The organism is Streptomyces sp. SID13726 (genome assembly GCF_010548375.1).
Lineage (GTDB): Bacteria > Actinomycetota > Actinomycetes > Streptomycetales > Streptomycetaceae > Streptomyces.
Genome location: NZ_JAAGLY010000005.1, coordinates 245,247 through 258,105 on the forward strand (window position 1 = coordinate 245,247; position 12,859 = coordinate 258,105).

12 protein-coding genes are annotated in these 12,859 nt (G+C 69.8%); 9 read left to right on the forward strand and 3 right to left on the reverse strand.

Going from position 1 to position 12,859, the window contains the following annotated elements; all coding sequences use genetic code 11:
* Nucleotides 1-84 precede the first annotated feature (84 nt).
* The 5 genes from G3I78_RS15415 to G3I78_RS15435 all read left to right on the forward strand — a co-directional run bounded on the left by G3I78_RS15415 (nucleotide 85) and on the right by G3I78_RS15435 (nucleotide 5,394).
* Nucleotides 85-1,128: an MraY family glycosyltransferase gene (locus G3I78_RS15415; protein WP_164424656.1), complete on the forward strand. Its 1,044-nt coding sequence runs from the start codon at nucleotides 85-87 to the stop codon at nucleotides 1,126-1,128.
* A 94-nt stretch (nucleotides 1,129-1,222) separates the two neighbouring features.
* On the forward strand, nucleotides 1,223-3,064 hold the full coding sequence (gene dnaK, locus G3I78_RS15420) for a molecular chaperone DnaK (RefSeq protein WP_164424658.1): 1,842 nt from the start codon (nucleotides 1,223-1,225) through the stop codon (nucleotides 3,062-3,064).
* Nucleotides 3,061-3,711, forward strand: a complete 651-nt coding sequence (gene grpE / locus G3I78_RS15425) for a nucleotide exchange factor GrpE (RefSeq protein ID WP_164424660.1) — start codon at nucleotides 3,061-3,063, stop codon at nucleotides 3,709-3,711. The genes dnaK and grpE overlap by 4 nt, the downstream gene beginning before the upstream one ends.
* 45 nt (nucleotides 3,712-3,756) lie before the next feature.
* A complete protein-coding gene (dnaJ, locus tag G3I78_RS15430) occupies nucleotides 3,757-4,941 on the forward strand; it encodes a molecular chaperone DnaJ (RefSeq protein WP_164424662.1) in 1,185 nt (394 codons plus the stop codon).
* Nucleotides 4,942-4,947: 6 nt separating this feature from the next.
* A complete protein-coding gene (locus G3I78_RS15435; protein ID WP_164424664.1) occupies nucleotides 4,948-5,394 on the forward strand; it encodes a helix-turn-helix domain-containing protein in 447 nt (148 codons plus the stop codon).
* 111 nt (nucleotides 5,395-5,505) lie between these two features.
* Here the strand turns inward: G3I78_RS15435 and G3I78_RS15440 are convergent, their stop codons facing one another.
* Nucleotides 5,506-7,536, reverse strand: a complete 2,031-nt coding sequence (locus G3I78_RS15440) for a PA14 domain-containing protein (protein ID WP_164424666.1) — start codon at nucleotides 7,534-7,536, stop codon at nucleotides 5,506-5,508.
* Nucleotides 7,537-7,788: 252 nt separating this feature from the next.
* Between G3I78_RS15440 and G3I78_RS15445 the strand changes: the two genes are divergently transcribed.
* Nucleotides 7,789-8,904, forward strand: a complete 1,116-nt coding sequence (locus G3I78_RS15445; protein WP_343243764.1) for a substrate-binding domain-containing protein — start codon at nucleotides 7,789-7,791, stop codon at nucleotides 8,902-8,904.
* 259 nt (nucleotides 8,905-9,163) lie between these two features.
* Nucleotides 9,164-10,195, forward strand: a complete 1,032-nt coding sequence (locus tag G3I78_RS15450) for a helix-turn-helix transcriptional regulator (protein ID WP_164424668.1) — start codon at nucleotides 9,164-9,166, stop codon at nucleotides 10,193-10,195.
* Here G3I78_RS15450 and G3I78_RS15455 read toward each other — a convergent pair.
* A complete protein-coding gene (locus tag G3I78_RS15455; RefSeq protein ID WP_164424670.1) occupies nucleotides 10,158-11,144 on the reverse strand; it encodes a helix-turn-helix transcriptional regulator in 987 nt (328 codons plus the stop codon). The two genes, G3I78_RS15450 and G3I78_RS15455, sit on opposite strands and share 38 nt — an antisense overlap.
* Nucleotides 11,141-12,154 carry a helix-turn-helix transcriptional regulator gene (locus tag G3I78_RS15460; RefSeq protein WP_164424672.1) on the reverse strand — a complete coding sequence of 338 codons (1,014 nt, stop codon included), beginning with the start codon at nucleotides 12,152-12,154 and terminating at the stop codon, nucleotides 11,141-11,143. Before G3I78_RS15460 ends, G3I78_RS15455 begins: the two co-directional genes overlap by 4 nt.
* A gap of 113 nt (nucleotides 12,155-12,267) precedes the next feature.
* On the opposite strand from G3I78_RS15460, the gene G3I78_RS15465 reads away from it, so the two are divergent.
* Nucleotides 12,268-12,471, forward strand: coding sequence for a hypothetical protein (locus tag G3I78_RS15465; RefSeq protein WP_164424226.1), 204 nt, complete (start codon nucleotides 12,268-12,270; stop codon nucleotides 12,469-12,471).
* Between the two features lies 1 nt (nucleotide 12,472).
* Nucleotides 12,473-12,808 carry a hypothetical protein gene (locus tag G3I78_RS15470; RefSeq protein ID WP_164424674.1) on the forward strand — a complete coding sequence of 112 codons (336 nt, stop codon included), beginning with the start codon at nucleotides 12,473-12,475 and terminating at the stop codon, nucleotides 12,806-12,808.
* Nucleotides 12,809-12,859: the final 51 nt, after the last annotated feature.

Here is a 12,859-nt window from a genome sequence, read left to right on the forward strand (position 1 = left end):
GGTGATCTGAATCGCTGAGGGTTACCTTAAAACCCGATCGTGTTATTCGTGCTGAATTGGTACATATGGCACTAATTTGGGCTTGTGCTCTACGGGATTCTCGCCGCCACCGCCGCCCTGTTCCTCGCCGCCGTCCTCACCGCCCTCCTCCGCGCCGCCGCCCTGCGCCTCGGGATCGTCGACCGCCGCAGACGCCGGCCGCTGGCGCTGTCCGGCGGACCCGCGGTGGTGATCGCCACCTGTCTGGTGGCGGCCGTGGGCGACTGGCGCGGGGTCACGCCCCTGGGCCCCGAGGTGGCCCGGCTGCTGGTCGCCGGGGCCGCCGTCGCCCTCCTCGGGCTCGTCGCCGACGTACGCCGGGTCAAGGCGCGGTTCCTCGTCGGCGGTACGGCGGTGGCGGCGGCCTGCGTGGTGCCGTACGCCGAGACCGGGGTGCCCGGCGGACTGCTCGCCGTCGGCTGGATCGTCTTCGTCGCCCTCGGGTTCAAGGCGCTGGACCACGCCGACGCGGTGGCCGGGACCGTGGGGGTCGTCACCGCCTTCGGGGTGGGCGCCTGTGCGGCGGCCGAGGTGATGGACGGGCTCGCCGTGCTGCTGAGCGTGCTGGCCGCCGCGCTGACCGGGTTCCTGATGCACAACTGGCCTCCCGCGCGCGTGGGGTTCGGTGCCTGTGGGGCGCTGTTCACCGGGTTCGTGCTCGCGGCCGGGGCCGTGACGACCCGCGCGGGGCAGGAACTCGGCTCCGGCGCCGGGGTGTTGTTCGCGCTGACCGCGGTCGTGGCCGCCGACGTGCTGCTGGTCGTGCTCGCTCGGCGGCTGTCAGGGCGGCCGCTGCTGCGGGCCGCCCCCGACCATCTCGCGCACCGGCTGCGGCGGCTCGGGCTCACCTCGCAAGGGGCGTCCGTCGTCCTCGGCGTGGGGGCCTTCGGCGGGGTACTCGTCGGGGTGCTGGCGCACCTCGGGTGGATCACCGCGACGGCGGCGCTCTGGGTGGGTGGGGTCGCCCTCGTCGTCGTACTCGTCCTGCTGCGGGTCAAGCCTCAGATGCGGCCGCAGGCGAAGGTCGGTGCTGTTCCGCGGCCCGCGTCGCCGCAGGTCACGGGCCCGTTGCGTGTAAGGAACGGATAAGAGTTGAGCCCCTGCGACTCAGGTCTGTTGACCGAGTCGGAGACGTCGTGCACACTTGAGTCCGTTCCACTCAAGTCAGCTGGAGGAAATCACCATGGCACGTGCGGTCGGCATCGACCTGGGCACGACTAACTCCGTCGTCAGCGTTCTGGAGGGCGGCGAGCCCACCGTCATCACCAACGCCGAGGGTGCCAGGACCACGCCGTCCGTCGTCGCCTTCGCGAAGAACGGCGAAGTCCTCGTCGGCGAGGTGGCCAAGCGCCAGGCGGTCACCAACGTGGACCGGACCATCAGGTCCGTCAAGCGCCACATGGGCACCGACTGGAAGATGGAGCTGGACGGGAAGCCCTTCAACCCGCAGCAGATCTCCGCCTTCATCCTTCAGAAGCTCAAGCGGGACGCCGAGTCCTACCTGGGCGAGAAGGTGACCGACGCGGTCATCACCGTCCCGGCGTACTTCAACGACTCCGAGCGCCAGGCGACGAAGGAGGCCGGCGAGATCGCGGGCCTGAACGTCCTGCGGATCGTCAACGAGCCCACCGCGGCCGCGCTCGCGTACGGCCTCGACAAGGACGAGCAGACCATCCTCGTCTTCGACCTCGGCGGCGGCACCTTCGACGTGTCGCTGCTGGACATCGACGAGGGCCTCGTCGAGGTGAAGGCCACCAACGGCGACAACCACCTCGGTGGTGACGACTGGGACCAGCGCGTCGTCGACTACCTGGCGCAGCAGTTCAAGTCCGCCCACGGCGTGGACCTCGCCAAGGACAAGATGGCCCTCCAGCGCCTCCGCGAGGCCGCCGAGAAGGCCAAGATCGAGCTGTCCTCCTCCACCGAGACCTCGATCAACCTGCCCTACATCACGGCCTCCGCCGAGGGCCCGCTGCACCTGGACGAGAAGCTCACCCGGGCCCAGTTCCAGCAGCTGACCGCGGACCTCCTGGAGCGCTGCAAGACCCCGTTCTTCAACGTCATGAAGGACGCCGGCGTCTCCATCAACGAGATCGACCACGTCGTCCTCGTCGGCGGCTCCACCCGCATGCCCGCCGTGGCCGAGCTCGTCAAGGAGCTGACCGGCGGCAAGGACGCCAACAAGGGCGTCAACCCGGACGAGGTCGTCGCCATCGGCGCCGCCCTTCAGGCCGGTGTCCTCAAGGGTGAGGTCAAGGACGTCCTGCTCCTCGACGTGACCCCGCTGTCCCTCGGCATCGAGACCAAGGGCGGCATCATGACCAAGCTGATCGACCGCAACACCACGATCCCGACCGAGCGGTCCGAGATCTTCACCACGGCCGAGGACAACCAGCCGTCCGTGCAGATCCAGGTCTACCAGGGCGAGCGCGAGATCGCGGCGTACAACAAGAAGCTCGGGATGTTCGAGCTGACCGGTCTGCCGCCGGCCCCCCGTGGTGTCCCGCAGATCCAGGTCGCCTTCGACATCGACGCCAACGGCATCATGCACGTGACCGCCAAGGACCTGGGCACGGGCAAGGAGCAGAAGATGACCGTCACCGGCGGCTCCTCGCTGCCGAAGGACGAGGTCGACCGGATGCGCCAGGAGGCCGAGCAGTACGCGGACGAGGACCACCGTCGCCGCGAGGCCGCCGAGACCCGCAACCAGGGCGAGCAGCTCGCCTACCAGACGGAGAAGTTCCTCAAGGACAACGAGGACAAGGTCCCCGCCGAGGTCAAGACCGAGGTCGAGGCCGCCGTCGAGGAGCTGAAGGCCGCGCTCAAGGGCGAGGACACAGCCGAGATCCGCACCGCCACCGAGAAGGTCGCCGCGGTCTCCCAGAAGGTCGGCCAGGCGATGTACGCCGACGCCCAGGCCGCCCAGGCCGCCGGCGGCGACGCCGGTGCCGAGGCGCCGAAGGCGGACGACGACGTCGTGGACGCCGAGATCGTGGACGACGAGCGCAAGGACGGTGCCGCGTGACGGAGGAGACCCCGGGCTTCGACGAGAAGCCCGACGTCCCCTCCGGCGCCACCCCCGACGACGCCGAGCCGAAGGCCGCCGCTTCCTCTTCGGAGGCGGGGGCGGCCCCGGCCGGGGACGCAAGTGCCCAGATCGCCGGTCTGACGGCCCAGCTGGACCAGGTGCGCAAGGCGCTCGAGGAGCGCACCGCGGACCTCCAGCGGCTCCAGGCCGAGTTCCAGAACTACCGCCGCCGGGTGGAGCGCGACCGGATCACGGTCAAGGAGATCGCCATCGCGAACCTCCTGACCGAACTCCTGCCCGTGCTCGACGACATCGGCCGCGCGAGGGAACACGGCGAGTTCGTCGGCGGTTTCAAGTCCGTCGGGGAGTCGCTGGAGACGGTCGCCGCCAAGATGGGCCTCCAGCAGTTCGGCAAGGAGGGCGAGCCCTTCGACCCGACGATCCACGAGGCCCTGATGCACAGTTACGCGCCCGACGTCACCGAGACGACGTGCGTGGCGATTCTCCAGCCGGGGTATCGCATCGGCGAGCGCACCATCCGCCCCGCGCGGGTGGCCGTGGCCGAGCCGCAGCCGGGCGCGCAGACGGCCAAGGACGAGTCCGAGGCCGGCGACGACAAGGACAACGGCCCTGAGGAGGGCTGAGGTCGTAAGTACTGAGCGGAACACCGGAAAGGGGGCGCGTCGGGGATGAGCACCAAGGACTTCATCGAGAAGGACTACTACAAGGTCCTCGGCGTCCCCAAGGACGCCACCGAGGCCGAGATCAAGAAGGCGTACCGGAAGCTCGCCCGCGAGTTCCACCCGGACGCCAACAAGGGCAACGTCAAGGCCGAGGAGCGCTTCAAGGAGATCTCCGAGGCGAACGACGTCCTCGGCGACCCCAAGAAGCGCAAGGAGTACGACGAGGCGCGCGCCCTCTTCGGCAGCGGCGGCTTCCGTCCCGGGCCGGGCGGCGCGGGCGGCTCCTTCAACTTCGACCTGGGGGACCTCTTCGGAGGCGGCGCCCAGGGCGGGGGCCAGCAGGGAGCCGGCGGCTTCGGCGGCGGACTCGGAGACGTGTTCGGCGGCCTGTTCAACCGCGGCAGCTCCGGCACCACCCGGGTGCAGCCGCGGCGCGGCCAGGACATCGACACCGAGGTCACCCTCAGCTTCACCGAGGCGATCGAGGGTGCGACGGTCCCGCTCAGGATGTCCTCGCAGGCCCCCTGCAAGGCCTGTTCGGGCACCGGGGACGCCAACGGCAACCCGCGGGTCTGCCCGACCTGTGTGGGCACCGGCCAGGTGGCCCGCGGCTCGGGCGGCGGCTTCTCGCTCACCGACCCCTGCCCGGACTGCAAGGGCCGCGGCCTGATCGCGGAGAACCCCTGCGAGATCTGCAAGGGCTCGGGGCGGGCCAAGTCCTCCCGGACCATGCAGGTCCGCATCCCGGCCGGGGTGTCGGACAACCAGCGGATCCGGCTGCGCGGCAAGGGCGCACCGGGCGAGCGCGGCGGCCCGTCCGGCGACCTGTACGTCACCGTGCACGTCGACGCGCACCCGGTCTTCGGCCGCAAGGGCGACAACCTCACGGTGACGGTCCCGGTGACCTTCACGGAGGCGGCGCTCGGCGGCGAGGTCAGGGTCCCGACCCTGGGCGGCCCGGCCGTGACGCTGAAACTGCCGCCCGGCACGCCCAACGGCCGCACCATGCGGGCGCGGGGCAAGGGCGCGGTCCGCAAGGACGGCACCCGGGGCGATCTGCTGGTCACCGTCGAGGTGAGTGTCCCGACCGAGGTGTCGGGGAAGGCTCGTGACGCGCTGGAGGCGTATCGCGAGGCGACCGCGGGTGAGGATCCGCGGGCGGAGCTGTTCCAGGCCGCGAAGGGAGCATGATTCGAGATGGACGGTCGTCGACGCAATCCGTATGAACTGACCGAGGAAACCCCGGTCTACGTCATCTCGGTGGCGGCCCAGCTCTCCGGCCTGCACCCGCAGACCCTCCGTCAGTACGACCGCCTCGGCCTGGTCTCCCCGGACCGCACGGCCGGGCGGGGCCGCCGCTACTCGGCCCGCGACATCGAACTGCTCCGCCAGGTGCAGGCGTTGTCGCAGGACGAGGGCATCAACCTCGCCGGCATCAAGCGCATCATCGAGCTGGAGAACCAGGTCGCCGCGCTCCAGTCGCGGGTGGCCGAACTCCAGGACGCCGTCGAGGGCGCCGCCGCGGCGATCCGCCAACGCGAGGCGGCGGTGCACGCGTCGTACCGCCGCGACCTGGTCCCGTACCAGGAGGTGCAGCAGACCAGCGCGCTGGTGGTGTGGCGGCCGAAGAAGGCCAAGGACTAGGCGCCCGACCACGAGACATGGACCAGGCGCCCGACCACGAGAAATGGACTGGGCGTCCAACCACGAGAAGGGGCCCGGAGGTTCGACCTCCGGGCCCCTTTCGTGTCACGGTCACGGGACCAGGGCCACCCAGGCGTCGCCGGGCTCGGACTCGGTGCCGTCGGCGTGCAGCGCGGTCACCCAGTAGAAGTGGGTGGTGCCGGCGGCGGCCGTGCCGTCGGTGTACGAGGTGCCGGTGACCGGGTCGGCGGTCAGGGGTTCGTAGGCGGCGGTGGCCGGGTTCCAGCGCTGGACGCGGTACCCGGTGATGTCGTCCTTGTAGTACGAGCTGGACACGTCCCAGGTGAGGTCGACGCCGGTCCCGTCGGCGGCGGCCCGGGCGCTCACGTCGAGCAGCCAGTCCACCGGGGTCTCGACCGAGGGCCGCAGGTCGAGCTCGGTGACCGTGGTGGACACCTGGGCCTCGGCCGAGCTGTTCGTGCTGTTGCCCGAGGTGTCCACGGCGTCCACGAAGTACGTGTGGCTCTCGCCGTCCTGGAGGTTCGCCGAGTCGACGATCCGGGTGGTGCCCGCCTCGGTCCGGCCCACATAGGTGTACTGGGTGCCGTCGTCCACCGTGCTGAGCCGGTACACGTGGTACTCGGCGATGTCGGCCGCCGGGCTGTCGTCCCAGTCCAGGACCGTACCGTACGCGGTGGCGGCGGCCGTGAACCCGGTGACCAGGGGCGGAGCGGTGCCGTCGCCATAGACGATCGGGCCACCGCCGGCCTGCTCCGACTCCCGCCCGAGCGCGTCGACCGTGGTCACCCCGTACGCGTACTCCTTGCCCGGTACGACCGTGGTGTCGGTGCAGGCGTAGTAGTACCGGGTGCCGTACGTGGTGTCGGTGAGGGTCGGCGCGCAGGGCACCACCCGGTCGTCGACCAGGACGTCCCTGCCGATCGAGCTGTCGTACCGGTACTCCTGGCGGTGGACCCGGAACTGCTGCGGTGCGTGCGGCGACACACTCCAGGACAGGTCGATGCCGCCGCCGTCCTCCGGCCGGTTGTACCGATTGCCGAAGTAGGGGACGGCGAGCGGCCGGGCGATCGACACCACCGACGAGTACCCGGTGTTGCCCGCCCCGTCGGTCGCCGCGATCTTGTAGTAGGAGGTCTCCCCGTACGGGGCGGTGGCGTCCAGTGCCGAGTTGCTCGTGTTGCCGACGACCATCTCGAACGGCCCGTCGGGCGAACCGGCCCTCAGTACCCGGTAGTTCAACGACCCCTCGTCGGACATCCACCACAGCTGCACCCCGTCCAGCGGGGTCTCGCTGAGGACCTTGAGGTCGCGCACGGTCGGCGCCAGCCGGTCCACGGTGGTGACGGCCAGATCCGCGGTGCCGGCCGACTCGTTGCCCGCCCTGTCGTAGGCGCGGACCTCGTAGTAGTACACGGCGCCCGACATCCACAGGGTGGTGTCGGTGGACGACGTGGAGGCGGTCGTCGCGAGCGGCCGGCCGGGGAAGGTGCCGCCCTTGCCGCGCCGGTAGACCCGGTACCCCGCGAGGTCCATCTCCTTGTTCTTCGCCCAGGTGAGCTTCGCCTTGCCGGTCGCCTTGTCGTACGACACCGAAGTGCCCGTCGGCACAAGGGGCTTGACCTTGTCGACGGCGGCGGCCGTGCGCGGCGCGTAGGTGACCTTGACCTTGGCGGCGCCGGTCCAGTTGGCGTAGTCGACGCGCAGGGTGTGCCGGCCGGAGGGGATCGTCACATCGGCGGTCTTCCTGACCGTCGTCGAGACGTTCTTCCACAGGTCGATCCTGCGGACGCCGTCGACGTACACCCGTATCCCGTCGAGCCCGGTGGCGCTCAGAGTGAAGGGGCCGCCGGAGCCGAAGTCGCGGGTGACGGTCCAGCGGACGGAGAAGTTGTCCCTGGGCAGGCCGGAGACGGGCGCGCCGCTCCAGCTCTGGTCGATCGCGGTGTCGCAGTCGGTCTTCCGCGGTGTGCCCGAAAGGCTCGTGTTCGCGAAGAACTGCCGCTTGAAGACCGGGGAAGGGCAGGAGACGGTGGCCGAGGCGGGGGGCGCGACCGCGGTGAGGAGTCCACCCGCGGTGGCGAGCAGCAGCGCGCCGGTCGTCGTACGTCTGGCTGGGTTCATGCAGACCTTCAGTCGTGATCGTCAACGGCAGGCAAAGCCGTTGGCGATCACGACCGACGACGACGGCGAAGGGTTGTACGGCCGCCGTCCCCCGGACTGTGAGATAGGGAACGGCCGGTTTCCTCACGCCGTGGTCACACGCAACGTTGATGTCTCATTGGCTGATTACATCTTGACGGTTTGGTGAAGACAGCGTTGGCTTCCTTCACCTGGGTCGCGTGAAGCACCCTTGTTCCGGAAGGTAAGCGCGCAGTGAACACCGGTGTCCGCCGTATCGCCATAGCCGTGGCCGCGTCCACGATGTCCCTCTCGCTGGCCGCCTGCGGAGCACTCGGTGCCGCGAGCAGCAGTGAGGCGAGCCCGACGAAGGGCAACGACATCACCGTCGGTGTGCTGATGCCGGAGAAGACGAACACGCGCTACGAGGAGTTCGACTACCCGATCATCAAGAAGAAGGTCGCCGAACTCACCGACAAGCAGGGCAAGACCATCTACGCCAACGGCGAGGCCAACGCCAAGAAGCAGGCCACGCAGATGCAGCAGATGATCGACGAGAAGGTCGATGTGATCCTGCTGGACGCCGTGGACTCGCACGCCATCGCGGGCATGGTGAAGAAGGCCAAGGACGCCGGCATCCCGGTCATCGCCTACGACCGCCTCGCCGAGGGCCCGATCGACGCGTACGTCTCCTTCGACAACGAACTCGTCGGCGAGGTGCAGGGCCGCTCCCTGGTCGAGGCGCTCGGTTCGGGCATCGACACCTCCGACAAGATCGTCATGATCAACGGCTCGCCGTCCGACCCGAACGCCGGTCAGTTCAAGGCCGGTGCGATGTCCGAGCTCAACGGCAAGGTGACGATCGCCGAGAGCTACGACGTGGACGGCTGGAAGCCGGAGATCGCGCAGGCCGACATGACCAAGGCGATCCAGGCGCTCGGCAAGGGCAACATCAAGGCCGTCTACTCCGCGAACGACGCCATGGCCGGCGCCGCCATCAAGGCCATGGAGGACGCGGGCATGGACGACCTCCCGCCGATCACCGGCCAGGACGCGGAGCTGCCCGCGGTGCAGCGGATCCTCTCCGGCGAGCAGTACATGAGCGTCTACAAGCCGTACCCGGGCGAGGCCGAGGCCGCCGCCGAGATGGCCGTGACGCGCGTGCAGGGCAAGGACATCCAGTTCGACGCGCTCGCCACGGACTCGGTCGACAGCCCCACGAACAAGGACATTCCGGCCCAGCTCGTCCAGGTCGTCGCGCTGACGAAGGACAACATCAAGAGCACCGTCGTCAACGACGGCATCTACACCGTCAAGGACATCTGCACCGCGGCGTACGCCAGCGCGTGTGCGGCGGTGGGTCTGAAGTAACCCCGGGCCGGCGGAGGGGAGTTCCAGCCTCCTGGTGCGGCGCGCTGCTCGCACACCCCCGTCAACTTGTTGCAACCCGCCGGACGGAGGCCCGTCCTTAGCGGGGCATACCAGCCCTTTTCCTGTGCCATGGCCTGAGGAGCCGTGTTGCGGAGCCGGTCCCGGCCGCGCATAGTTGCGGCGACGAGGGGGCTTCGACGCCCCGTTGGGGAACAGGACAAGAGGGCGGTAGACGCTGGAACCGGGGGTGGGATGGGTCATGACCGTGCACGCGACGGACGACCATCCACACGGTGCTGACCGGCTGTGCGAGGCCGGGGACCGGGTGTACTCCCGGGCCGTTCGGCGTGGCCGGGTGCCGCGCGAGGAGGCCGAGGCCGTCCCCTGCCTGCTCGAACTCGCCCTGCTGCACCCGGATCCCGACGACATGGACCGCATGGTGCCGACCGCGCCCCAGGAGGTCATGACACGGCTGCTGCGCGGGGTCTACGACGAGGCCAGCGCGAGCCAGCGGCGGCTCGGCGAGGCGGTCGCGGCCGTCGAGCGCTACGCCGGACTCGGGCCGCAGGACCCCACGTCCGCCGCGGAGGGGTCGGCGATCCGGGTCCTGGACGGACTGTCCCGGATCCAGGCCGCGATGGACGAGGCGACCGAGGCGTGCACCACGGAGGTCCTCACGGTCCAGCCGGGCGGCATCCGCCCCGAGCACGAGCTGACAGAGGGTCTGCACCGGGCGCTCGCGCTGCGCGGCCGGGGCGTACGGATGCGGGACCTGTACACGCACGTGGCCCGGCACGGGCAGGGGCTGCTGAACTACCTTGAGCTGATGGGCGGTTCGGTGCAGGCCCGCACCCTGGACGAGGTCATCGACCGGCTGATCCTCTTCGACCGCACGGTGGCGTTCATCCCGGCCAACGCCGACCGCACGCTCGCCCTGGAGCTACGGCATCCGGCGCTGGTGGAGTTCCTGGCCACCGCCTTCGACCGGCTGTGGCGGCTGGCGATCCCGCTGACGGCCCCGCTGCCCGACACCGGTATCGAGGGCATCTCGCACCGGGAGCAGTCCATCGCGGCGCTCCTCGCGGAGGGCCACCAGGACGCGGTGATCGCCGAGCGCCTCGGCATCAGCGTCCGCACCTGCCGGGCCCACATCGCCCGCCTCTCGGAGACCCTCGGCGCGGCGAGCCGTACCCAGCTGGGCGTCCGCATAGCGCAGGTCGGCCTGGACGGCCCGACCACCGGGGCCGCCCCGCTCACCCTTCCCGATCAAGGATCCCGGACCGTCCGATGAGGTAACCCAGCTGCGCCCGGCTGTCACTGCCCAGGGTCGCGGCGAGCTTGGCGATGTGGACCCGGGCGGTACGGACGTTCATCCCGAGCCGGTCGGCGATGACGGCGTCGGTGTGGCCCTCGACGAGGAGGGCGGCTATGGCGCGCTGGCGGGCCGTGACGCCGTTCAGCGTCGGCTGCCGTACGGACTGCGGGAACATGGGCGTGGCCAGCCGCCACAGCCGGTCGAACGCGGTGGCCAGGAACTCCACCAGGGCCGGGTGGCGGATCTCCAGGGCGAGCGTGCGCTCCTTGTTGGCGGGGACGAAGGCGACCGCACGGTCGATGACGATGAGACGCTCGGTGACCTCGTCGAGCGTGCGGGCCTCCAGGTCGCCGTGGAGACTCTCGTAGCGGGCCAGGACGCTGGGCGCATACCGGAGGGTGTGCTGGTACAGGGTCCGGATACGGCCGCCCCGGTCGAGGAACTCCTGGTCGCGGGCGAAGGCCTTGACGTGGATCGCGGCGGGTGTGTGGACGGGATTGTGGGTGGCGTGCGGCTGGATCGCGAGCAGCTCGCCCGAGCTCTCGGCCATGGCCCCGGCGATGGCCTCGCCGATGCGGTCCAGCCCGCTCACGACGGTGACCGCCGGGGCGTCGTCGGCTCCGGCCGCACCGCCTGCGATGCGCATCAGCGGTTCGAACGCCTCGGTCAGCCGCTGCTCGCGCCGCCGCTCGTCGGCGATGCGTTCCTCCGCGGCCCGCAGCATCCGGTGCAGGGCGAACGCCGGTGTGACGGGACGCAGCCACCGCGGATCCTCCAGGTCCGGCCGGAGCAGGCCGAGGCCGACCGCGCAGTCCGCGCCGTCCAGGTCCGCGGCGTTCACCCGCCCCTCGCGCAGCGCGAGGGTGTACAGGCGCAGACCCGCCTCGCACAGTTCCTCCGGTCCGTGCGGGTGGGCCGGGGTCACGGGTGGTCTTCCCGCTCCGACAACGGCTGGTCGGGCTTCAGGATGCCGGACTGGGCGATGAGGAAGCCGAGCTGTGCGCGGCTGCCGCTGCCCAGGGCGGTCGCCAGCTTGGCGATGTGGGCCCGGCAGGTGCGGACGTTCATGCCCAGCCGGCGGGCTATCGCCTCGTCGACGTGTCCCTCGACCAGCAGCTTGGCGATCGAGTGCTGGATGTCGGTGATGCCGTCGGGGGCCGTTTCGTAGGGGGCGCCGGCGCTCAGCGGGACCGCACGGCTCCACATGAACTCGAAGACCTTGGTCAGATAGCCCACCAGGCCCGGGTGGCGGAGTTCCAGAGCGACCTGCCGGTCGTCCCGGACGGGGAGGAACGCGACGGTCTCGTCGCAGATGATGAGCCTCTCGACCAGCTCGTCGATGGTGCGGTACTCCACCTTGCCGTCGGAGAACTGCTCCATGTAGGCGAGCCGCTCGGGACTGTACCGGGCGACATGCTGGTACAGGGTCCGGATCCGGACGCCCCGTTCGGTGAGGGTCCGGTCGCGCTCCAGCCCCTCGATGAGCCGGTTCTCGGGGCGCTGGCCCCGGCTCGGCTGGACCGTGAGCACCTCGGACTGGCACTGGGACGTCGCCAGGTCGAGTGCGGTGTTGATCCGGTCGAGCCCCTCCAGGACCGTGATCGAGTGCGCCGGTGCCATCTGCTGGGCGCTCAGCGCCATGAACGGCTCGAAGGCGTCGGCCAGCTCGATCGACATCCGTCTGCGCTCGGTGATCTCGTGTTCCAGCGGATTGAGACGCTGGGCGAGCGCGACCGACGGGGGAACCGGAAGCATCCAGTTCGCGTCATCCGGATCGGGGTGCAGGAGGGCGAAGTCCAGCAGGCAGGGAACCGACTCCGCGTCCGCGCGGGAGACGCGTCCTGTCCGCAGAGCGTTGGCGTAAAGACGGCCACCTTGCTCACACAACTCGGTCACCGCATGGGGATGTGTCGCTTTAGTCCCATTCGATACCAAATTTCCACCCCCCAGGGTCCTGAACATGCAGGAACATGATGCACCGTTCGTGTGGCCATGACGTGCCCGAATGAGCCATCGTCTTACTCGACGGGGGAAAAGGGGACCTTCAAGTGAGGACGAAGCCGACTATGCGGAACAGAATGCTTCGCTCGGTGCTTGTCGCCGCCTTCTCCACCATTGTGGCGTTCGGCGCTCTCGCCGGCCTCTCCGGCGCGAAGAGCGACGTACATGGAGTGGGTGGCGTCGAGGCCGCGCAGACTACGGTTGTCGGTGACGAGGTACAGGCATTCCCGGCGGACACGGTCTGGGACTGACATGACTACTCCACCCGACGACCGATCCTTCCGCAGAGAAATGGCCACCGCCTACCGCTCCGGATGGCACTTCATCGACCTCGTCACCGCGATCCCCCACTCCGGTGACTCGTTGATGGTGACCGTCTTCGGTGAGCCGGTCGTGGTCACGCGGGACGATGACGAGGACGTACGGGCGTACCGGTGTCTGCGGCGGCCTCGGGGGGCGCCGCAGCCCGTTCGGTGTGCGATCCGGTACGGAATGATCTTTGTGAACCTGGATCGACGAGACCATCGGCTGGTGGAACCGGAAACCCCCACCCCGCGGACCATCTCAGCCACCCCCCGCAGTGCCTGACGCGATTCCCCCGTCGTAACAGATCGCGCAGGTGCTTCCCCCCGCAGCGGC

What these genes read in the sequence shown, in the direction of transcription:
- dnaK (WP_164424658.1), top strand. Translation starts at nt 1,223, where the DNA reads ATGGCACGTGCGGTCGGCATCGACCTGGGCACGACTAACTCCGTCGTC.
- dnaJ (WP_164424662.1), top strand. Translation starts at nt 3,757, where the DNA reads ATGAGCACCAAGGACTTCATCGAGAAGGACTACTACAAGGTCCTCGGC.
- G3I78_RS15435 (WP_164424664.1), top strand. Translation starts at nt 4,948, where the DNA reads ATGGACGGTCGTCGACGCAATCCGTATGAACTGACCGAGGAAACCCCG.
- G3I78_RS15440 (WP_164424666.1), bottom strand. Translation starts at nt 7,536, where the DNA reads ATGAACCCAGCCAGACGTACGACGACCGGCGCGCTGCTGCTCGCCACC.
- G3I78_RS15450 (WP_164424668.1), top strand. Translation starts at nt 9,164, where the DNA reads ATGACCGTGCACGCGACGGACGACCATCCACACGGTGCTGACCGGCTG.
- G3I78_RS15470 (WP_164424674.1), top strand. Translation starts at nt 12,473, where the DNA reads ATGACTACTCCACCCGACGACCGATCCTTCCGCAGAGAAATGGCCACC.